Genomic DNA, 21,616 nt, shown 5'->3' on the forward strand with positions numbered 1-21,616 from the left:
TCGGGCGTGTGCGCCGATGCCGGGGCGGCGCCGGGGCGTCCTGGCCCCGGCATCGGCGCGCACTCGCGGGTCAGGTCAGCCCTGGGCGCCCACGATGTAGGTGACGGCGTCACCGACGGTCTTGAGGTTCTTGACCTCTTCGTCGGGGATCTTGACGTCGAACTTCTCTTCCGCGTTCACGACGATCGTCATCATCGAGATCGAGTCGATGTCGAGGTCGTCGGTGAACGACTTGTCGAGAGCGACCGAGTCGGTCGAGATTCCGGTCTCGTCATTGATGAGCTCGGCGAGGCCGGCGAGAACTTCTTCGGTGGACAGTGCCATGGTGTTGTCTCCTAGGGGGTGTGTATGACCGCCTCCCATCCTAGGGCGGGGTGCGGTCGGGGTCGGGGGAGGCCGCGCGGGGCTAGGGCAAGCGCACCACTTGGGCGCCGAAGACGAGGCCGGCTCCGAAGCCGATCTGGAGGGCGAGGCCCCCGCTCAGTTCGGGATGCTCGGCGAGCAGTCGATGCGTCGCGAGCGGTATCGACGCCGCCGAGGTGTTGCCGGTCGTGGCGATGTCTCGCCCGACGACGACGTGCTCGGGCAGAGCGAGCTGCTTGGCGAACTCATCGATGATGCGCATGTTGGCCTGGTGCGGAATGAAGGCGGCGAGGTCGTCGGCCGTCACTCCCGCGGCGTCGAGGGCCTGCTTCGCGACCTTGGCCATCTCCCACACTGCCCAGCGGAAGACCGTCTGGCCTTCCTGGCGCAGGGTGGGGTACTCGCCGTCGGGGTCGTCGAAGGCCTCTTTGAGGGGGCGGTCCATGCCGACGGCGTCCCACTTGGAGCCGTCGGAGCCCCAGACGGTCGCCCCGATGCCGGGCTCGTCGGCGGGACCGACGATCGCGGCCCCGGCGCCGTCCCCGAGCAGGAAGGAGATGGTGCGGTCGGTGGGCTTGGCGAAATCGCTGAGCTTCTCGGCGCCGACCACGAGCACGTAGCGGGCCGCGCCGGCGCGGATGAGGGCATCCGCTTGGGCGATGCCGTAGGCGTAGCCGGCGCACGCGGCGGAGACATCGTAGGCGGGCGCCGGGGTCGCCCCGATGCGCTCGGTGAGGAGCGAGGCCAGGGAGGGCGTCTGCACGGTGTTGCTGATGGTCGAGACGATGACCGCGCCGACGTCGCTCGGGCTGATGCCGGCTTTCTGGATGGCCTCGCGCGAGGCGGCCTCGGCGAGATCGACCGCCTGCACGTTCGCACTCGCGCGGGTGCGGGTGATGACGCCCGTGCGCTGGCGGATCCACTCGTCGGAGGACTCGATCGGCCCGACGATGTCGTCGTTGGGCACGATGACGTCGCCGCGTGCCGCGCCGACAGCGTGGATGCGCGTGTACGGCACGCCCGTGGACTGGGTCAGACTCGCGGGGCTCATGCGTTCTCCAGCATCTCGATCGCGGCGGGAAGGTCGTCGGGGGTCTTGATCGCGACGCTCGGCACGCCACGCAGCCCGCGCTTCGCGAGACCCGTGAGGGCTCCGCCGGGCAGCAGCTCGATGATGCCGGTGACGCCGTCGGCCGCCATCGACTCCATGCAGGAGTCCCACCGCACGGGTGAGGAGATCTGCCCGATGAGCAGGTCGAGGAAGGCCGCGCCGGTCTCGACGACGCTCCCGTTGCGGTTCGTGTAGAGGCGGATGCTGGGGTCGCCCACCGCGATGCCGTCGGCTGCCGTGCGCACGCGCTCCACGGCGTCGCCCATGTAGCTCGTGTGGAAGGCGCCGGCGACCTGGAGCGGGATGACGCGGGTGCCGGGCACGGGGTCGGCGGCGAGAGCCTCGAGGTTCGCGAGCTCGCCCGCGACGACGGTCTGGCCGCCCCCGTTGACGTTGGCCGCCTCGAGGCCGAGTTCGGTGATGCGCGCTGCGAGGGCGTCGGCGTCGCCTCCGATGACGGCGCTCATGCCCGTGGGCACGAGAGCGGCCGCGTCGGCCATCGCGAGCCCGCGCTCGCGGACGAGGCGCAGAGCATCCTCCTCCGAGAGCACGCCCGCGAGGGCGGCGGCGGCGAACTCGCCGACCGAGTGACCCGCGACCGCGCCGACGCGGTGGCGGCGGCCGTCGAGCAGAGCAGAGGCGCTCAGCAGGCTCGCGGCGACGATGAGGGGCTGGGCGACGGCCGTGTCGCGGATGGTGTCGGCGTCGGACTCCGTACCGTGCGCAGCGAGATCGAGGCCGGTCGCGGCGGAGTAGCGGTCGAGGGTCGCACGGTGAGCGGGGTCTTCGAGCCAGGGTGCGAGGAAGCCGGGGGACTGCGAGCCCTGGCCGGGGGCGACGACGACGATCATGAGTTCCATCCTCCCAAAGGGGGTTGCGGTCGGGTGCTGGTGGAGGTCGTGAACAAAGTCGTCACGGTGTTGTCCGGTCTCTACAGTGGCACGCGGCGAGGGTCACGGCGACTCAGCGCCGGGGCCCTCCGGGCTCCGCGATCGAGCCGACGATGAGGGCGCACTGCAGGATGAGCGCCTCCCGCGACCCCGTCGCATCCCATCCGATGACCTCGCTGATGCGCTTGAGGCGGTAGCGGACCGTGTTGGGATGCACGAACAGTTCGCGCGCCGTCGCCTCCAGACTGCGCCCGTTGTCGAGGTACGCCCAGAGGGTCGCGAGCAGTTCTACGTTATGGTTCTTGAGCGGCGTGTAGATGCGGTCGATGAGGGTGCGGCGGGCGATCGGGTCGCCCGCGAGAGCACGTTCAGGCAGCAGATCGTCGGCGTGGGTGGGGCGCGGAGCGTTGCGCCACGAGCGCGCGACGGCGAATCCGGCGAGGGCGGCCTTGGCGCTCTTGCCGGCCTCGACGACGTCGGGGACCTCGGGGCCGAGCACGAGGTGACCCTCTCCGAAACTGGGCTCAAGCGCTTCGGCTATCTGGGCGAAGGTGTGACTCGGCGGGGCGCCGGTGCTCTCCTCGCCGCGCGGAGTAGCGCGACCGATGACGACGACGAGGCGATTGCCCTGCACTCCGATGAGCACGTCGGCGTCCACGTGGCGCGCCACGCGACGAACCTGGTCGACGTCGACGATGCGTGGTGTCGTGCCGACGAGCACGCACACCTCGCCGTGGCCGTTCCAGCCAAGGGCGGCGATGCGGCTGGGCAACTCGTTGTCGTACTCGCCGCTGAGGATCGAGTCGACGACGAGGGCCTCGAGCCGGGCATCCCAGAGTCCGCGCGCCTCCGCGGCGCGCGCGTAGACGTCCGCGGCGGCGAAGGCGATCTCGCGGCTGTAGAGCAGTATCGCCTCGCGCACGCTCTCATCGCGGCCCTTGACGCGCTCCTCGACGACCTCGACCACGACGCGGATGAGCTGCAGGGTCTGCTGGAGGCTCACCGAGCGCAGCAGTTCGCGCGGCGCGGCATCGAAGACATCCGCGGCGATCCAGGGCTGCGAGCTCGGGTCGTCGTACCAGCTGATGAAGGAGGTGATGCCTGCTTGCGCGACGAGTCCGACGGCGGAGCGCCTGCTCGGCGGCATCGTGCCGTACCAGGGCAGTGTGTCGTCGAGTTGCTTGAGCGTCTCCGACGCGAGGTCGCCCGAGATGTTGCGCAACCAGGTGAGCGTCTGAGCCTTCGTCATCGAGGCCACGTGCACCCCTTTCCTCGAGTACCGGGCACGCGCCGGAGCGCGCGACCCGGTGCTGCCGCGTGCGTCAGGCGTCGCCGCCCGCCGCGCCGGTGGTGCCGGCCGTGACGTCGTGCAGTCGGTAGCGCTCGATCGCCTGCCCCACGACCGCGGGGTCGACGGCGCCGCGCCGCGCGAGCTGCTGCAGTGTGCGGACGACGACCGACGGCCCGTCGATCGTGAAGAAGCGCCGCGCGGCGGGCCGCGTGTCGCTGAAGCCGAAGCCGTCGGCGCCGAGCGTGGCGAAATCGCCCGGCACGAACTGCCGAATCTGGTCGGGAACCGCGTGCATGAAGTCGCTCACCGCGACCACGGGGCCCTCGGCGGCCTCGAGCTTCTGCGTCACGTAGGGCACCCGCGGGCGTTCGCCGGGCTGCAGGAAGTTGTGCTCCTCCGCCGCGAGGCCGTCGCGACGCAGTTCGGTCCACGACGTGACGCTCCACACATCGGCGGAGACGTTCCAGTCGTCGGCGAGCAGCTGCTGGGCCTCGAGCGCCCATGGCACCGCGACGCCGGAGGCGAGCAGCTGCGCCTTGGGGCCGATGTTCTCGGCGCGCCGGTACAGGTAGAGCCCGCGCAGCACGCCGTCGACATCGAGGTTCTCGGGCTCGGCCGGCTGCACCTGCGGCTCGTTGTACACCGTGAGGTAGTACATGACGTTCGGGTCGGGGTGCTCGCCGCCGTACATGCGCTCCAGGCCCGCCTTGACGATGTGGCCGAGCTCGAAGCCGAACGCGGGGTCGTAGGACACGACGGCCGGGTTGGTGCTCGCCAGCAGCGGCGAGTGCCCGTCAGCGTGCTGGAGACCCTCTCCGGTCAGGGTCGTGCGACCCGCGGTCGCACCGATGACGAAGCCGCGCGCCATCTGGTCGCCGGCTGCCCAGAAGGCATCGCCCGTGCGCTGGAAGCCGAACATCGAGTAGAAGACGTAGACCGGGATGAGCGGCTCGCCGTGCGTCGCGTAGCTCGTACCGACGGCCGTGAACGCGGCGACCGCGCCCGCCTCATTGATGCCCGTGTGCAGAATCTGACCCTGCGGGCTCTCCTTGTAGGCGAGCAGCTGCTCGCGGTCGACGCTCGTGTAGTGCTGGCCGGCCGGGTTGTAGATCTTCGAGGACGGGAAGTAGGCGTCCATACCGAAGGTGCGCGCCTCATCCGGAATGATCGGCACGATGCGGTGACCGAAGTCCTTCGACCGCAGGAGGTCCTTGAGCAGTCGCGCGAAGGCCATCGTCGTGGCGATCTCCTGCTTGCCCGAGCCCTTCTTCACGATGTCGTACGTCGTCTCGTCGGGGAGCGAGATCTGCGTGTACTTCGTGCGGCGCTCGGGCACGAAGCCGCCGAGCTCGCGCCGGCGCTCGTGCAGGTACTGGATCGCCGGGTCGTCGTTGCCCGGGTGGTAGTAGGGCGGCTGGTACGGGTCCTTCTCGAGCTCGGCGTCGGTGATCGGGATGCGCATCTCGTCACGGAACTGCTTGAGGTTGTCGAGCGTGAGCTTCTTCATCTGGTGCGTCGCGTTGCGGCCCTCGAAGCTCGGGCCGAGCCCGTAGCCCTTGACCGTCTTCGCGAGGATGACCGTCGGCTGGCCGGTGTGCTCGCTCGCAGCCTTGAACGCGGCGTAGACCTTGCGGTAGTCGTGGCCACCGCGCTTGAGGTTCCAGATCTCGTCGTCGCTCATGTGCTCGACCATCGCCGCCGTGCGCGGGTCGCGCCCGAAGAAGTGCTCGCGGATGAACGCACCCGACTCGGCCTTGTACGTCTGGTAGTCGCCGTCGGGGGTGCGGTTCATGAGGTCGCGCAACGCGCCCTCGTGGTCGTTCGCGAGCAGGGCATCCCACTCTCGACCCCAGATGACCTTGATGACGTTCCATCCGGCACCGCGGAAGAAGCTCTCGAGTTCCTGGATGATCTTGCCGTTGCCGCGCACCGGGCCGTCGAGGCGCTGCAGGTTGCAGTTGATGATGAAGTTGAGGTTGTCGAGCCCATCGTTCGCGGCGAGTTGCAGTGCGCCGCGGCTCTCGACCTCGTCCATCTCGCCGTCGCCAAGGAAGGCCCAGACCTGCGAGTCGTCGGCCTCGGCGATGCCGCGATTGGTGACGTACTTGTTGAGCTGCGCCTGGTAGATGGCGTTGATCGGGCCCAGGCCCATCGACACGGTCGGGAACTGCCAGAACGTCGGCATGAGACGCGGGTGCGGGTAGCTCGAGAGGCCGCCGCTGGGGTGCGACTTCTCCTGACGGAAACCGTCGAGCTGGTCTGTCGTGAGGCGGCCCTCGAGGTAGGCGCGCGCGTACATGCCGGGGGAGGCGTGGCCCTGGTAGAAGATCTGGTCGCCGCCCGTGGGGTGCTCGGCGCCGCGGAAGAAGTGGTTGTGCCCGACCTCGTACAGTGCCGCGCTCGACGCGTAGGTGGATATGTGACCGCCGACGGCGATGTTCGGCCGCTGCGCGCGGTGCACAGTGATCGCGGCGTTCCAGCGGATCCACGCGCGGTAGCGGCGCTCGATCTCCTCGTCGCCCGGGAAGGCCGGCTCGTTCTCGGGGGCGATCGTGTTGAGGTAGTCCGTCGTCGGCACCATCGGCACGCCGAGGTGCAGCTCCTTCGAGCGCTTGAGGAGGCTGAGCATGATCTCGCGCCCTCGCTGCGGACCGCGAGCCTGAACGACCGCGTCGAGCGACTCATTCCATTCGCTGGTCTCTTCCGGATCGGAGTCTGTGTGCTTGACCGAGTACGGATCCTGGTCGTTGACCGTCACCCTTGACCTCTTCCTGGTGGTAGACAGAGTGTGTCGTCGGTCGTCAGCACCGGGTTGCGGCGGGAGACCGTTTCGAGCGTGATCGAGTCTAGTCATGCCCACCTGCACCTCCCGTGACCGGTCGGCGTGAGGCGCGGCGGCCCTCGGAGCAGTAGCATTCTCGTCGTCGGGCTCTTAGCTCAGTTGGTAGAGCGCCTCGTTTACACCGAGGATGTCGGCGGTTCGAGTCCGTCAGGGCCCACCCAATAGTCGATGTTCAAACTTGCGACGTCCGCAGGTTTGACATCCTCTCCCGCGCGCACGCTGGCCTGATAGGCCAGCGCTGCCGCGTGGAGGTTCGGGTCGAGCAGCGCATCGAACGGCTCGCCGTGCTCTGCCGTCACAGTGTCGACGTTCTCGATCTCGTAGACGTGGATGCGCTCGAAGAACGCCTGGTTGCAGATGCGTCGGAGTGAGTCGTCAATGCTCATGTAGATCGCATGCATGTCACACGCCAGAGCAAGGCAGTCTTCGAGGTGCGCCTTGGCCTGGTCGTACTCGATCTGCCCCGCGTCGATCTGCGCGTCGAGAAACACCAACCGCCTCGCTATGCGGTCCTGTTCTTCTTTGAGGAGATCAAGCGGGACCGCTCCGGCGTGGTGGGCGTGGAGCAGGCTGCGGCGTTCGTCGCGGAGCTCGTCGCGCTCTGCGGCGAGGGTATGTCGTGCTGCTTTGTTCGCGGTGTGGAGGTCATCGAACTGGCGCACGAGCATCTGCCTGAGCGCGGTGACGATGTGCTCGGGTATCTGCACGCGCCGGTAGTAGTCCTCGACCTGGTGTTCGATGTGCTCGATCGGCATGGCCTGACGGACACAGTTCGTGCGTTTGGAGTGCCGGCCTGCGCAGATAAAATACGGGTAGACGATGCCCTTCCCATTCTTCGCGTGGGTGACCATGAGTCGGGAGCCGCAGTCGCCGCAGTACACGGACCCTTTCAGATAGTGCTCGTGGGTCTGGGTCTTCTCCCCAGAGACTTGGTGCGCGGTGAGGACGTTCTGCACCCGGTACCAGAGCTCCGCGCTCACGAGCCGTTCGTGGAGCCCGTCGTAGCGTGCGCCCCGGAAGATCACGTCGCCCTTGTAGTACGGGTTGGAGAGCATCTGCTGGATCGTGGACAACCCCGGCGCTTTCGCTGGCCGCTTCGGGGTCGGCACGCTCGTGAGGCCGCGGTCGATGAGTTCGCTGTGCAGCATCGAGGTCGAGTAGTTTCCCGTCGCGTACGCCTCGAACGCCCACCGCACCAGCGCCGCGCGCTCCGGGTCAGGAATCACGGTGGGAACGTCGCGGCCGAGCTCGTCACGCTTGTGGACGTTGAGGTACCCGATGGGTGCACGGCCGACAGTACCGCCGGTGGCGGCTTTCTGAGTCATGCCTTTGGCGACCTCGCTGGCGAGGTTTCGGGAGTAGAACTCCGCGATCGTGGACATGATGCCGTGCAACAGCATCCCCGACGGCGTCTCATCGATGTTCTCTGTCGCGGACACGAGGATCACGCCAGCGTCTTTGAGGGCGAGGTGGATCGCGACATCGTCGGCACGGTTACGGGCGAGGCGGTCGACCTTGTGGACGATGCAGTACGCGACCTGGTGGGTCTTGACGTACTCGATCATCCGCATCAGCTCGGGCCGGTCGGCCTTGCGCGCGGACTCTCCCGCGTCGATGAACTCCTCAACCACGATCGCGTTCAGGTCGCGGGCTTTGCGGAGGTTCGCGTCGCGTTGCGCGGGGATGGAGAATCCCTCATCGCGGCCGCCGCGCTCTGCCTGCTCCTTGGTGGAGACACGCAGATAAGAGACAGCGAGGGTGGTGGTCTCGCCAAGTCGGTCGATGCTGGTGGGTGGCGCCGGGGGTGCCAAAGTCATGAGTCGTGCTTCCTCTCACCGATGGGTGGGAGCCAACGTGACGGCGAAGCGTCACGCGGTGCGACTCGTAAACGGGAAACACGTCCGCCGGTAAGAAACCGGGGTAAGCCACAAGGGCAAAGAGACTGCGCACCCGGCCTGTGAAGACCGTGGCGTCGGGTGGGGCTGCTGCACGGATAGGTGACAGTTTCGGTTAGGCCGCGAGGGCCACGGTGTTGGTCATGATTGTCTCGAACTCGATCGGTGTCAATCGACCCAGGCGCGCTTGTCGGCGTCGCCGGTGATAGGTCCTCTCGATCCAGGTGATGATCGCGATGCGCAGGTCGTCACGGGTTGCCCAGGAGCGGCGGTTGAGGACGTTGTTCTGCAGCAGGCTGAAGAAGCTCTCCATGGCTGCGTTGTCGCCGGCAGCTCCGACGCGACCCATCGATCCGATGAGGTTGTGGCGGCGCAGGGTGAGGGCGAATTTCCTGGATCGAAATTGCGATCCTCGATCCGAGTGGACGATGCAGCCAGCGACTTTGCCGCGCCGGGCGACGGCGTTCTCCAACGCTCGTACGGCCAGTGAGGCCTTCATGCGGGAGTCCATGGCGTAGCCCACGATGCGGTTGCTGAAGACATCTTTGATCGCGCAGAGGTAGAGCTTGTTCTGCCTCGTGCGATGTTCGGTGATGTCCACTAGCCACAGCCGGTTGGGTGCATCGGCGGTGAAGTCGCGCAGGACGTGGTCGTCGAACACGGGCGGGCCGGGCCTGCCTGCTTTCCCGTTGCGCTTCTTGCCGAACACCGACCACACCCGATTTTCGGAGCATCGGCGCCACACGGTGCGTTCCGAGACCGCGAAGCCGGCATCTCGCACCTCGTCGGCGATGAGGCGATACCCGAACTCGGGGTCGTCGGCGTGGGCGTCGATGATCGCGTTGACCAGGTGAGCTTGAGTCCACTCGGTGGAGGTGATCGGCTGTCGTAGCCACCGATAGAACGGTTGCCGTGCGATCTTCAGCACCCGACACGTCACCGCGACGGGGATCCCGTCGGCGGCCAGCTCGCGGACGAGCGGGTACATCATTTTGCCGGCAGGTTCGCCTGCGACAAATAGGCGGCCGCTCGGCGCAGCACCTCGTTCTCCTGCTCCAGCAGACGGTTCCGCTTACGCAGTTCACGCAGCTCACCGGCCTCGGTCGCGGTGACTCCTGGACGGCGGGATTCTTCGACGTCGGCTTGGCGCAGCCAGTTCTGCAGACAGGTCTCGCTGATGCCGAAGTCGGCCGCGACCCGTTTCAGGGTCACACCATCTTCACGGCGTCGGGCGACGGCTACGACATCGTCGCGGAACTCACGGGGATAGGGCTTGGGCATGATGACATCCTCCCAGCGGCACCTTCCGGCACCACAGATCAGGTGTCACCTAACCGTGCAGCAGCCCCGGGTGGCTCACAATCAACCGGCGTGGTGCGAGTGGGGTCGAAACAACCGAAGACTGGGAGGACTTCGTTGTCTAGCACGTAGCTACGAATGAGTTCATGCTCGCAATGTCCACCTGGACGGTGTGACGGTTTCGATGCGGGTGATGTCAGCCGGTGACGGCTACAAGTACCTCCTGCGCACGGTCGCCACCGGTGACGTCGACCGCGTGCTCTCCACACCACTCACGAAGTACTACACCGAGGAAGGAACACCGCCCGGGCGGTGGATAGGGTCAGCCGTCACCGCACTCGGTGACGGTTCGATCGCTGTCGGCGATGAGGTTTCCGAGGCGCAGCTTCAACGTCTGATCGGTCAAGGTCGAGACCCGGTCACTGACCAGGCGCTCGGGAGCCCGTATCGGAAGTACCCGACCGTGACCGAGCGGATCGAGCGCCGCACCGCACGCCTTGACATTCACCTCCCCGTGACTGAGCGTGCCGAAGCCGTCGCTGCAATCGAGGTTGAGGAGAGCGCACGGGGCGCGCGGAAGGCGGTTGCGGGGTTCGATTTCACGTTCTCGATTCCGAAGTCCGCGTCGGTGCTGTGGGCTGTGTCGGACGCGGGGACGCAATCGCTGATTGCGGATGCGCATCATGCGGCGGTTGCGGAGATGGTTGCGTTCATCGAGCGCGAGATTGCTGCAACCCGTGTCGGCGCGACAGGACGCAATGGAGCGGTTGCGCAAGCCGATGTCTCCGGGGTGATCGCGACCGCGTTCGATCACTACGACTCACGTGCGGGCGATCCGCACCTGCACACGCATGTGGTGATCTCGAACAAGGTGCAGACCGTCCACGACGGCAAATGGCGCTCCCTCGACGGGCGGCCCCTGCACGCCGCCACCGTTGCGCTCTCCGAACTGCACGAAGCCGTCTTCGCTGACCACCTCACCCGCACGTTCGGGGTCGAGTGGGAAGCCCGAGACATGGGACGCGACCGCAACCCCGCCTGGGCGATCACGAAGGTGCCGGAGATGCTGGTGGCCGAGTTCTCGTCCCGGTCCCGGCAGATAGACGAGGAGAAGAACCGTCTCATCGCCGAGTACGTCGCCCGCCACGGCAGACAACCATCACTCGCAACAATCATCAAACTGCGTGCTCAAGCGACATTGGCGACGCGCCCCGAGAAACAGGTCCGGTCCCTCGCGCACCTCACCGGTGAGTGGCGGAAACGGGCGTCGCACCTCCTCGATGAAGACGCCACCCGCTGGGCCCGCACCGTCACCGCAAACGACACACCACTGCTGCTGCGCGCGGACGACATGCCGGTGGACATGATCGACTCGCTAGGGCGCAGCGTGGTCGAGGCGGTCGGTGAGAAGCGGTCGACCTGGCGGAAGTGGAACCTCACCGCCGAGGCCGCACGCCAGACCATGCCTTACAGATTCGCGACCACGCAAGATCGTGAGGCGATCGTCGGGATGGTCGTCGATGCCGCGGAACGCGCGTCGATTCGGCTGACACCGCCGGAACTGGCCTCGAGTCCTGCCGTGTTCCGCAGGTCCGATGACACCAGCAGGTTCCGACCAGTGGGATCAACGGTCTACTCATCACCGGGCATCCTCGCCGCAGAAGATCGGCTCCTCGACCGCGCCCGCAGCACCACTGCACCCGCGGTTCCGATGGAGACCATCGAGAAGGTCACCCGGCGCCCGGATCGTGAGGGACGCTTCCTCAGCGATGATCAGGCCACAGCACTTACCGGGGTGGCAATCTCCGGTCGGGCTGTCGATGTGCTCGTCGGCCCGGCCGGTGCCGGGAAGACTACGGCGATGCGCGCCTTGCGCACCGCGTGGGAGCGTGAGCATAGGCGTGGCAGCGTCGTCGGCCTCGCACCGTCGGCGGTGGCCGCGCAGGTCCTTGCCGATGATCTCGGTATCCGGACGGAGAACACCGCGAAGTGGTGGCAAGACCACTGGCCTGACCCCGTGTTTCGGTCCACGCCGTTTGGGAGTCGTCACGGGTTTCGATGCGTGCAGTCCCGAGCATAGGCCGCCGGGGTCCGGTAGCCGAGCGCGGAGTGGCGACGGCCATGGTTGTAGTCCCTTTTCCAGTCGCCGATCACGACCCGGGCATGGTGCAGGCTGTAGAAACTGTTCAGGTTCAAACACTCGTCGCGAATGCGGGAGTTGAACGATTCCACGTAGCCGTTGCGCCACGGCTGGCCCGGCGGAATGTAGGAGATCCCCACCGAGTCGTTCGCCCAGTCGGCGAGGGTTTGGGAGACGAACTCGGGCCCGTTGTCGCACCGCAACACAGTCGGCAGGCCACGGTGGGCGACGATGCGCTCCAGTTCGTCCACGAGCCGGTCGGCGGTGATCGAGCGCTCCACGAGCCCGCCGACGCATTCGCGGGTGTGCTCATCGATGATCGAGGCGATCTTCAGGTTGCGACCGTTCTCGGTGGCATCGAACTGGAAATCCACCGCCCACACCGTGTTAGGCGCGTCAGCCGGGATAGGTTCAGCGGTGGAGGCGCCGACGCGTTTGCGGCGACGACGCACGATCACCCGCAGGCCTTCCTCACGCCAGAGCCGTTGGATCTTCTTGACGTTCACCACCCAGCCCTCACCGACGGCGTCGGCGTGGGCGTTGCGGTAGCCGCGCCGAGGATGAGTCTTCGCCCACGCTCGCAGCCACGTCCGCAATGCAGCGTCTGGGTCGGCGCAGGTCTCCGAGACCAAGGGTCGGCGCCAGGCCGATCTGCTCAGCCCGACCAGACGACACGCCATCCGCTCACTGATGTCGAACACGCTCAGCAAGTGACGGATCGCGGCGCGGCGTCTGCCCGGGCCTAAAAGTTTCCCTCTGCCAGCTCCTTCAACGCCGCCTTCTCCAGCTCCGCCTCAGCCAGCAGTCGCTTCAAGGTCGCGTTCTGTTTCTCGAGCTCTTTGAGCCGTTTCGCGTCTTCTGCTTTCAGGCCGCCGTATTGGTTGCGCCACCGGTAGTAGGTCTGCTCCGACACGCCGAGCTCCCGGCAGGCAGCTGCAACGTCGCCGCCATCGGCCAGGACACGGTCAGCGATGCCGAGCTTGCGAACGATCTGTTCCGGCGTGTGCCGGCGCCTTCTCGTGGTCATGATGAATCCAGTCTTCCTCCCCGACGAGCGGGGCAACAAGACGACTCTCATAACGAACGGACCGAAAATCTGGGGTCAGGCCACCACCAGAACGCCGGCGCGTCGTTCCGTAATGGGCAGCTCGTGATCGTGGACGAAGCATCTCTCGCCGGCGCCCTTTCGCTCGACCGGATCACGGCGCACGCGGTAGAGGTCGGGGCGAAGGTGCTGCTCGTGGGTGACTGGGCGCAACTGCAATCCGTCACCGTCGGCGGCGCATTCTCCCTCCTCGTGCACGACCGCGACGATGCCCCGGAACTGGTCGATGTCCACCGCTTCGTCAACGCATGGGAGAAGACGGCCACCCTTGATCTCCGCCACGGTCACCCAGAAGCCATAGATGCCTACGCCGAACATGGCCGCATCACCGGCGGCGACACTGAGGCGATGATTGACGCCGCCTACACTGCCTGGCGCGACGACACCCTCAGCGGAAAGTGGAGTCCCACATAGTGGTGTAACGCACGGTGGTCGCGCACGTCGTTGCTGACGTGGACGCGGTCACCGTGTGATCCTTCGAGAAGTCTCTTACCTCCACTCGAAAGGCATCAACACGATGACCGCTCCACACATTGTCGACCCTGCGACCGTTCTGGGTGAAGCCCTCTCGGAGGCGTCGCCGGATTTGATGAGGCATTTGCTGCAGACCATGATCAACGCCCTGCTGTCCGCTGATGCCGACGCTGTGGTCGGCGCCGAGTGGGGCAAGCCCAGCCCTGATCGGGTGACGCACCGCAACGGCTACCGGCACCGTGACCTGGACACTCGCATCGGCACGATCGATGTCGCGATCCCGAAACTACGATCGGGCACCTACTTTCCGGAGTGGCTGCTGGAGCGCAGGAAACGCTCCGAGGCGGCTCTGATCACCGTGATTGCCGACTGCTACCTCGCCGGGGTGAGCACCCGGCGGATGGACAAGCTGGTGAAGACTCTCGGCATCAACGCTCTATCGAAGTCGCAGGTCTCGCGGATGGCTGCCGAGCTCGACGAGCAGGTTGCCGACTTCCGGCACCGGTCTTTGGTCGAGGCGGGCCCGTTCACGTTCGTGGCTGCCGACGCTCTCACGATGAAGGTTCGCGAGGGCGGCCGGGTGGTGAACACGGTCGTGCTGATCGCCACCGGGGTCAACGGCGACGGCCGCCGGGAAGTCCTCGGCCTGCAGACGGCCACGAGCGAGACCGGGTCGGCGTGGAATGCGTTCTTCGCCGACCTCGTCGCCCGCGGGCTCACCGGCGTGCAGCTCGTCACCAGTGACGCGCACGCCGGCTTAAAGGACGCGATCGCAGCGAACCTGCCCGGCGCCACCTGGCAACGCTGCCGCACCCACTACGCGGCGAACCTGATGAGCGTGACCCCGAAGAGCATGTGGCCGGCGGTGAAGGCGATGCTGCACTCCGTCTATGACCAGCCCACCGCCTCCGACGTCCACGCCCAGTTCGATCGGACCCTGGATTACGTCGCCGAGAAGCTCCCCGCGGTCGCCGAGCACCTCGATACCGCTCGGGCCGACATTCTCGCCTTCACCGAGTTCCCCAAAGATGTCTGGTCGCAGATCTGGTCGAACAATCCCAACGAGCGCCTCAACCGCGAGATCCGCCGCCGCACCGACTCCGTGGGCATCTTCCCCAACCGCGACAGCGTCATCCGCCTGGTCGGCGGCGTTCTGGCCGAGCAGACCGATGAGTGGGCAGAGGGGCGCCGCTACTTGGGCCTGGAGGTCCTGGCACGCTCCCGCATGCGGGTGCTGCCCAACAACGGAGACGAGGTGGTCGCCGACACCTTCATCGCTCTCAGCGCCTAAAGCGAAGGATCAGCCGTTACACCACTTCCAGGGACTTGACCCAGCGGAAATGCGACTGTGTTGATCTCGGACTCAAACGACTCCGTGAACGCGCTGAACCAACGCGCCCGCGCCGACTTCATCCTTTATGGCACCGTGGACGCCCGCCGCGAAGTCGCCCTCCAAGGCGACGCGCGTGCCGGTGTGGGTGACACGATCATCACCCGCAAGAACGACCGCCGGCTCCGCACCCCGCGAGGGTGGGTACGCAATGGTGACCGCTGGATAGTCACCAACATCCGAGACGACGGATCACTCACTGCACGCCGCGCGAACAGTCGCGGCACCGTGATCCTCCCCGCCGACTACGTCTCCGATCACATCGATCTGGGATACGCAGTCACGGCACATAGGGCGCAAGGAATCACGACCGACACCTCGCATGTTCTTGTTGATTCGTCTACGACGCGGGAGAACCTGTATGTCGCGATGACCCGCGGCCGGCACGCGAATCTCGCCTACGTCGCCACCGACCGCCCCGACGACAGTCACACCTCACCGCATCCTGCGGATGATCCGGATTCGACTGCACGGAGCGTGCTCTACGGGGTGCTGCAGCACGTCGGCGCCGAGCTCTCCGCGCACGAAACGATCACCGCCGAACAAGAGGTCTGGGGGTCGGTGGCGCAGCTCGCGGCCGAGTACGAGACAATCGCGCAAGCCGCACAACACGACCGCTTCGCCACCCTCATCCGCGAATCCGGCCTCACTCGGGAGGAAGCAGAAGACACGATCCACTCCGACGCCTTCGGGGCACTCACCGCCGAACTGCGAAGGGCGGAAGCGAACCACCACAGCATCGACGCCCTCATGCCGCGCCTTGTCGCAGCACGCGGCTTCGGCGACGCCGACGACATCGCCTCCGTACTCCATCACCGACTCGCCCGCGCAACCACCAAACCCGCCGGCTCCGGGCGCACCCGCAAGGCACCCCGACTCATCGCCGGCCTCATCCCCGAAGCCACCGGGCCCATGAGTACCGAGATGCGGAAAGCCCTCACAGAACGGCGCGAGCTGATCGAACAACGCGCCGTGGCTGTCCTCGACCAGGCTCTCACCGGGCAGCAGGAATGGGCGCTCGCACTCGTAAGCACGCTGGCTGAGGCGAGAGCCGCGACGACCTGGAAACAGCAGGCGAGAACCGTGGCCGCGTATCGTGACCGCTACGGCATCACCACGCGCACGCCGCTCGGCCCAGCACCCGACAACGACGCGCAGAAGATCGACGCCGCACGAGCGAGAGCCGCTCTCGCAAGGCTCCGCGACCTCGCTGGTGCCGAAGGACACGACGACCCGGCACGGACGGTGCGCCGTGAAGGTGCGAGCCGGGGCCTGTGACCCCGTTGCCCTTCCGAATGTCGCCGGTGCGTCGTACCCTTGGGGTGAGGCGGATTTCTCCTTGATATGACGCTCCCCGGGCCAGGCCGCAAGGCCACTCACACACGCACCGCCTCCGACACTTCGTCGTGCATGTGAGAGGAAACCCCGTCATGATCCGCCAGCTCTGGACCCTCAGCGTCCACATCCGCGCATTCCTGCGCCGTTACATGCCCACCAACATCCTCCTCGACGCCATCCGCACAAGGCGAGGCCTGAAATGGGGCGTGCCAGCGATACTCCTCGCCGCGCCCTACCTCCTGGCCGCGAGCACCTTCACCACCCTCATCGCAGACGGCGGCCCCGGATGGCTCAACCTCCTCGTCCTGCTCTGCCTGTGGTGGCCTGACCCCGTGTTTCGGTCCACGCCGTTTGGGAGTCGTCACGGGTTTCGATGCGTGCAGTCCCGAGCATAGGCCGCCGGGGTCCGGTAGCCGAGCGCGGAGTGGCGACGGCCATGGTTGTAGTCCCTTTTCCAGTCGCCGATCACGACCCGGGCATGGTGCAGGCTGTAGAAACTGTTCAGGTTCAAACACTCGTCGCGAATGCGGGAGTTGAACGATTCCACGTAGCCGTTGCGCCACGGCTGGCCCGGCGGAATGTAGGAGATCCCCACCGAGTCGTTCGCCCAGTCGGCGAGGGTTTGGGAGACGAACTCGGGCCCGTTGTCGCACCGCAACACAGTCGGCAGGCCACGGTGGGCGACGATGCGCTCCAGTTCGTCCACGAGCCGGTCGGCGGTGATCGAGCGCTCCACGAGCCCGCCGACGCATTCGCGGGTGTGCTCATCGATGATCGAGGCGATCTTCAGGTTGCGACCGTTCTCGGTGGCATCGAACTGGAAATCCACCGCCCACACCGTGTTAGGCGCGTCAGCCGGGATAGGTTCAGCGGTGGAGGCGCCGACGCGTTTGCGGCGACGACGCACGATCACCCGCAGGCCTTCCTCACGCCAGAGCCGTTGGATCTTCTTGACGTTCACCACCCAGCCCTCACCGACGGCGTCGGCGTGGGCGTTGCGGTAGCCGCGCCGAGGATGAGTCTTCGCCCACGCTCGCAGCCACGTCCGCAATGCAGCGTCTGGGTCGGCGCAGGTCTCCGAGACCAAGGGTCGGCGCCAGGCCGATCTGCTCAGCCCGACCAGACGACACGCCATCCGCTCACTGATGTCGAACACGCTCAGCAAGTGACGGATCGCGGCGCGGCGTCTGCCCGGGCCTAAAAGTTTCCCTCTGCCAGCTCCTTCAACGCCGCCTTCTCCAGCTCCGCCTCAGCCAGCAGTCGCTTCAAGGTCGCGTTCTGTTTCTCGAGCTCTTTGAGCCGTTTCGCGTCTTCTGCTTTCAGGCCGCCGTATTGGTTGCGCCACCGGTAGTAGGTCTGCTCCGACACGCCGAGCTCCCGGCAGGCAGCTGCAACGTCGCCGCCATCGGCCAGGACACGGTCAGCGATGCCGAGCTTGCGAACGATCTGTTCCGGCGTGTGCCGGCGCCTTCTCGTGGTCATGATGAATCCAGTCTTCCTCCCCGACGAGCGGGGCAACAAGACGACTCTCATAACGAACGGACCGAAAATCTGGGGTCAGGCCAGTGGAACACGATGAAATTCATCGTGATGGGACCGGTCAGCCTGGTCCTGCTCGCCCGCGCCCGCGTGCGTGAGGGCGTTGCCCGGCGTGCGCAACGGCGCGCTACGACCGATCTGGCAGAACAGACTGCTTGAAGGTCAAGCGTGGCCTCGCTCACTTCATCAGGGAGTTGCGCAGAGATTCTGGCACCGCAATAGTCGCCGACAATGCGCGGTCTCTGGTGAATCTCGACGCAGAGTTGCCTGCGCAACAGCCATGCTTATCCTTGGGGCTGGATAGTGACTCTGGAACGAACCTGAGTTCGCACTTGGTTGTACACGTCGACGTTGAGTGCAGGTGCGACCCAGAGGGAGAGCGCGACGGCGAAGTCAACCCTCTCGCCGAGTAGTCCGCCGGCCTGCTCGTAGCATTTGACGCGTACCGTCATGTTTGACCCTTGCCCGGTTGCGAATGTGCTCTGCAACTCCCATGACTGACGTTGCAGGGTTGTCGCTCCACGCGTAGTGGCGTCTGAGCTGAGTCCGGTTGGTGTTCCGAGTCTCGGAATGGCACCCTCGGGCTTGACGAAGGACAACGCAGCTTTTCGGTACTGCCGATGCTGCCAGTTGACAGGAGTGAGCCAAGCGAGGGTCGCTTCGATACGTTTGGTCTCGCGTACGTTGAGGCCATCGGGCAGCGGGAAGAGCAGTTCTTGCTCCTCGTTCGCGCCGATTGAACCGATGAAGAGCACGACTGCCTCATTCGAAGCGCAGCCATCCGAGTAGTCGCGTATCGCGGCGCCGTTACCGAAGGCACTCTCACCAGGGATCGGATCATGTTCCGAATGGTCCGGGGCTGCTGCTCCGTGCACTAGAAGTGCTTTGATAGCAGACGCTCGTTGTCTTGCGCTGATGGGCAGCCCGGCGGTGATGTCGGAGACAACGTCGTGCAGCCGCGCCGCTCTTCTGGCGACGAGTGCCGCAGCCGGGCTCGTACCGGAGATGTGTGTTTCTTGGAACTGGCTCGGAGTCGCAACCCTGATGCCTGGTCCTAGCGCCGAGATACCAGCGAATGAAATCGTTTCCTGCGCGGTGATGCCGTCCCTAAAGAACACGCGACCACCGTTGGCTGCGAGGTCTGGCTTAACGCTTCGACGGTATCCACTGCCAGTCGGAGATATGGGGCTGATGGCCGGAAGCCCATCGGTGGGATCGATGGCATATCCCTGCGGATCGGCTGTCGATGCGTCGCCATGAATCGCGCCGACGCTGATCGCGTTCACCGATTCCGCGGGGGCAAGGAGTCGTCGCTTGTTCTGTTGGCGGGCGATCGCATCGAGGGTCGCCCGTCGTCGGTCATCGCCTTGGAGGGCGGCGATCTCGGTCGAGGATGCCGGGCTGAGAACGAGACTCTGGTGATTTCCCGCTGAGACGATGATGAGCACGCCGTACTGATAGCTGAGCCAGTCGATGATGCGCGCCCAAGACGACAGGATGGTTTCGAATGGCGATGCCGGGTCACCCACCGAGATGTTGACGATCGCGATTGTCTCACCTGCTGCCGGCTGCGCGTCTGTCCCGTCGAACAGTTCCCGGAACGCCCGCCACATGAGATCCGGCACGAGTTCCTCGGCCGGGAGCTCTTCGATCCTGTTCTCAGTATCATCGGCAGGGGTCAGGATCGGGCGGACGAGCACCGGTCGCACCGCGGGGGACTCGTCGAGGCCGCGGTCTCCCCAGACGGCCACTGACGACATCCACGTGCCGTGTCGGAGTTCATCCACGGTTGCCTTTTCGAGCAGGTCGTCGGGATCGTAAACCTCCACGCGTCCGCGCAGCAACGGGTGGTTGGCCGCGGGGGCTCCATCAAGCAGGCAGAGAACTGGATCGCCCGTGGGCAGGTCGCCATCGATCTGCCCTTGTGCTTCGGTTGGTGGGCCGACTACCGGGAGGGCTTGCCCCGACACGCGCAGATACATGACATTTGCGGAGCGGACTATACGAACCGCATCGTGGTGTCCGGAAGCCAGATCGCGCAGTACCTGATTCGGCACGGTGCACTTGAGTCCGTGATAGCCGATCTGGTCAATGATCGCCGATGCAGTGACCTGACCACCGGCCTGTTCGACCAGGGCGGTCACTTCCTGCTGACTCTGTCGCCTCTTCTGATCGCTCCGGCGGTACCACAATTCGATCTCGATACTCTGTGGGCGATCGTCAATGTGCCCGGCGAAGTACTCATCCCAGTCGATGGCCCGCAGCCGATCTTGCGGCCCCCACGGTCGGAGGTCTTTCAAGTGGGCGAAGAGGTCCCGAAGCTTCGAGTATCCGTAGGGAAGACCTTCCGTGGCTCTCCACGTCCGCCAGAGCGAAAGCAGATTGTCGAACGCGGTCTGATTCGTGCACACGGCATGCAGGCACGAACCGATGTACGGGTTCCTTGGTTCCTCGCTGACGAGCTCGAACTCATCGGTGGGCGTGATCGCGCTCTCAGCCTCGATGAGGATTTCGATACCAAGGTTGGTGGCCACAGCGGACAAATCGATCTGCTCATCGAGCGCTTCGAAAACGAGCACGAGCTGAGGGTCAGCGGCATGGATCGAGTTCGAAATCTGAATCTGATCGCCGATCGCGGCTATCGCCTCATCAAAACGTGCATCGATCCGCCGCGAGCGCTCTTCCGGGTCGGTGAACCGAGCTCGTTCACCACCACCACGTCGCCCTGGAATCGTGCGCGGCGAGGTAACTCGTCCCAGAATGACGGGCCGCTCTGTCGAGGCCCGATCCTCCGGAGGCACTACTCCTCGCTAACGTGGGCGCGACTGGACCACTGCTTGAGTAGCTGCTGCACGACCGTCGTCGAGTCGGGCTCAGGCCCCGAGAGGATAGAACGCCTCTGAACGTCCAGGGCGAACTCTTCGAGCTCGGCGAAGCTGACCCGGCCGAGACGGTCGGCAATCGTCCGCGGAGAGAGCCCCAGGGGCACCCCGTTCCGAGCCGACCATGCTTGCAGCCACTCGATCTTTCCGGCTCGTGTGGGGTTCGGCAAGTCGAGTCGAAGTTGCATGCGTCGCCAGACCGCGCGGTCCAGGAGCTCGGCATGATTGGTGGCTGCAATGACGATGACGTGACTCGGAAGCCTGTCCACTTGCAGCAGCAATGAACTCACGACCCGCTTGATCTCGCCGGTCTCGTGAGTGTCGCCACGCTCTTTGGCGACAACATCGAACTCGTCGAAGAAGAGCACGCACGGCCTGACTCTCACCGCGTCGAACAACGCCTCCATGCGAGACGCGGTCTCACCGAGGAAGCTGCCGATCAGACCTTCATAGCGAACGCTCAACAATGGAACGGCCAACTCAGTCGCGACCGCTTCAGCCAGTGAGGTCTTACCGCCGCCGGGCGGCCCGACGAACAGGAGGCGATGACGAGGCTCGACACCGTGACTGCGCAGAAGATCACGGCGGTGATGCTCTTCGATGAGCTGACTCACTGCTTGGCGGGCCTCGACGGGAAGAACCAGCTCTGACAGTCGCCGTTCGGGTTCCTGCTCGTAGAACAGCCCGCGAACAGCGTCATTCCGTGCTAGCGAGGTGACGTTGGCAGCCGGGGTGGATCGCCGAGTGCGCAACGCGTCCGTCAGTTGCGAGGCAAGCACGTTGTGCTTCTTGTTCTCTTCCTCGGCGATGATAGCCTCGGCTGCGCGTCGGAAGGCGAGGTCGTCACCTCCGGCGCCGGACTGAACGAGAGCCAAGAGCAGGTCTCCACGTGCCATGCTTCACTCTCCTCTGCGTTCGTTCAGTCGACATCCCTGATCTATCGTACCGAGTAGCCATAGGGGACCATCCGTGTGCCGCGCCGTCGGCGAGTATCTGTTGCCCTGGGCGGTCGTTGTTGCGAGCGCGGTGATCTTCTGGTTCGGTCATGCATTGTTCA

Annotated in this window: 11 protein-coding genes, 1 tRNA gene and 5 pseudogenes; 6 read left to right on the forward strand and 11 right to left on the reverse strand. The window is 65.7% G+C overall.

Annotated elements, in window-relative coordinates:
• Window positions 1-75 precede the first annotated feature (75 nt).
• The 5 genes from HUJ41_RS05575 to aceE form a co-directional block, all read right to left on the reverse strand.
• Window positions 76-324 carry an acyl carrier protein gene (locus HUJ41_RS05575; RefSeq protein WP_152584058.1) on the reverse strand — a complete coding sequence of 83 codons (249 nt, stop codon included), beginning with the start codon at window positions 322-324 and terminating at the stop codon, window positions 76-78.
• A gap of 82 nt (window positions 325-406) precedes the next feature.
• Entirely contained in the window at window positions 407-1,414 is a 1,008-nt protein-coding gene (locus HUJ41_RS05580) for a beta-ketoacyl-ACP synthase III (RefSeq protein WP_179873688.1), read from the reverse strand.
• Window positions 1,411-2,325 (reverse strand): ACP S-malonyltransferase, encoded by a 915-nt coding sequence (locus HUJ41_RS05585; RefSeq protein WP_179873689.1) that lies wholly within the window; start codon window positions 2,323-2,325, stop codon window positions 1,411-1,413. Before HUJ41_RS05585 ends, HUJ41_RS05580 begins: the two co-directional genes overlap by 4 nt.
• Window positions 2,326-2,437: 112 nt before the next feature.
• Complete coding sequence (locus tag HUJ41_RS05590; RefSeq protein ID WP_179873888.1) at window positions 2,438-3,613, reverse strand: PucR family transcriptional regulator; 1,176 nt, start codon at window positions 3,611-3,613, stop codon at window positions 2,438-2,440.
• A gap of 73 nt (window positions 3,614-3,686) precedes the next feature.
• Window positions 3,687-6,413 (reverse strand): pyruvate dehydrogenase (acetyl-transferring), homodimeric type, encoded by a 2,727-nt coding sequence (gene aceE / locus HUJ41_RS05595; protein WP_179873690.1) that lies wholly within the window; start codon window positions 6,411-6,413, stop codon window positions 3,687-3,689.
• A gap of 168 nt (window positions 6,414-6,581) precedes the next feature.
• Between aceE and HUJ41_RS05600 the strand changes: the two genes are divergently transcribed.
• Window positions 6,582-6,654, forward strand: a tRNA-Val gene (locus tag HUJ41_RS05600).
• Here HUJ41_RS05600 and HUJ41_RS05605 read toward each other — a convergent pair.
• Window positions 6,614-8,314, reverse strand: coding sequence for a recombinase family protein (locus HUJ41_RS05605; protein WP_179873889.1), 1,701 nt, complete (start codon window positions 8,312-8,314; stop codon window positions 6,614-6,616). The genes HUJ41_RS05600 and HUJ41_RS05605 overlap by 41 nt on opposite strands.
• 193 nt (window positions 8,315-8,507) lie before the next feature.
• Window positions 8,508-9,673, reverse strand: a protein-coding gene (locus HUJ41_RS05610; protein WP_179873113.1) for an IS3 family transposase whose coding sequence is annotated in 2 segments (ribosomal slippage) — window positions 8,508-9,386 and window positions 9,389-9,673 — 1,164 coding nt in all. Because the reading frame shifts where the segments join, the coding sequence is not laid out codon by codon here.
• Window positions 9,674-9,875: 202 nt separating this feature from the next.
• Here HUJ41_RS05610 and mobF point away from each other — a divergent pair.
• Window positions 9,876-11,696: pseudogene (mobF, locus tag HUJ41_RS05615) on the forward strand (MobF family relaxase); the annotation flags it as partial.
• Window positions 11,697-11,712: 16 nt separating this feature from the next.
• Here mobF and HUJ41_RS05620 read toward each other — a convergent pair.
• A pseudogene (locus tag HUJ41_RS05620) lies at window positions 11,713-12,858 on the reverse strand (IS3 family transposase); the annotation flags it as partial.
• 60 nt (window positions 12,859-12,918) lie between these two features.
• On the opposite strand from HUJ41_RS05620, the pseudogene HUJ41_RS05625 reads away from it, so the two are divergent.
• The 4 genes and pseudogenes from HUJ41_RS05625 to HUJ41_RS05640 form a co-directional block, all read left to right on the forward strand.
• Window positions 12,919-13,332, forward strand: a pseudogene (locus HUJ41_RS05625) (AAA family ATPase); the annotation flags it as partial.
• Between the two features lie 121 nt (window positions 13,333-13,453).
• Window positions 13,454-14,701, forward strand: a complete 1,248-nt coding sequence (locus HUJ41_RS05630) for an IS256 family transposase (protein WP_179872331.1) — start codon at window positions 13,454-13,456, stop codon at window positions 14,699-14,701.
• Between the two features lie 84 nt (window positions 14,702-14,785).
• A complete protein-coding gene (locus HUJ41_RS05635) occupies window positions 14,786-16,078 on the forward strand; it encodes a TrwC relaxase (protein ID WP_179873692.1) in 1,293 nt (430 codons plus the stop codon).
• A gap of 152 nt (window positions 16,079-16,230) precedes the next feature.
• Window positions 16,231-16,458 (forward strand): annotated as a pseudogene (locus HUJ41_RS05640) (sulfate permease); the annotation flags it as partial.
• Here HUJ41_RS05640 and HUJ41_RS05645 read toward each other — a convergent pair.
• From HUJ41_RS05645 to HUJ41_RS05655, 3 genes and pseudogenes are all read right to left on the reverse strand, one after another.
• A pseudogene (locus HUJ41_RS05645) lies at window positions 16,430-17,620 on the reverse strand (IS3 family transposase). The pseudogenes HUJ41_RS05640 and HUJ41_RS05645 overlap by 29 nt on opposite strands.
• Before the next feature lie 341 nt (window positions 17,621-17,961).
• Entirely contained in the window at window positions 17,962-20,478 is a 2,517-nt protein-coding gene (locus HUJ41_RS05650; protein WP_179873694.1) for a S8 family peptidase, read from the reverse strand.
• Window positions 20,478-21,455: an AAA family ATPase gene (locus tag HUJ41_RS05655; RefSeq protein ID WP_179873695.1), complete on the reverse strand. Its 978-nt coding sequence runs from the start codon at window positions 21,453-21,455 to the stop codon at window positions 20,478-20,480. The genes HUJ41_RS05650 and HUJ41_RS05655 overlap by 1 nt, the downstream gene beginning before the upstream one ends.
• Window positions 21,456-21,616: the final 161 nt, after the last annotated feature.

Origin of the sequence: Microcella indica, from assembly GCF_013414345.1 — a bacterium.
Classification (GTDB): Bacteria; Actinomycetota; Actinomycetes; order Actinomycetales; family Microbacteriaceae; genus Microcella; species Microcella indica.

What these genes read in the sequence shown, in the direction of transcription:
- HUJ41_RS05630 (WP_179872331.1), top strand. Translation starts at nt 13,454, where the DNA reads ATGACCGCTCCACACATTGTCGACCCTGCGACCGTTCTGGGTGAAGCC.
- HUJ41_RS05605 (WP_179873889.1), bottom strand. Translation starts at nt 8,314, where the DNA reads ATGACTTTGGCACCCCCGGCGCCACCCACCAGCATCGACCGACTTGGC.
- HUJ41_RS05585 (WP_179873689.1), bottom strand. Translation starts at nt 2,325, where the DNA reads ATGATCGTCGTCGTCGCCCCCGGCCAGGGCTCGCAGTCCCCCGGCTTC.
- HUJ41_RS05580 (WP_179873688.1), bottom strand. Translation starts at nt 1,414, where the DNA reads ATGAGCCCCGCGAGTCTGACCCAGTCCACGGGCGTGCCGTACACGCGC.
- HUJ41_RS05575 (WP_152584058.1), bottom strand. Translation starts at nt 324, where the DNA reads ATGGCACTGTCCACCGAAGAAGTTCTCGCCGGCCTCGCCGAGCTCATC.
- HUJ41_RS05590 (WP_179873888.1), bottom strand. Translation starts at nt 3,613, where the DNA reads ATGACGAAGGCTCAGACGCTCACCTGGTTGCGCAACATCTCGGGCGAC.
- HUJ41_RS05655 (WP_179873695.1), bottom strand. Translation starts at nt 21,455, where the DNA reads ATGGCACGTGGAGACCTGCTCTTGGCTCTCGTTCAGTCCGGCGCCGGA.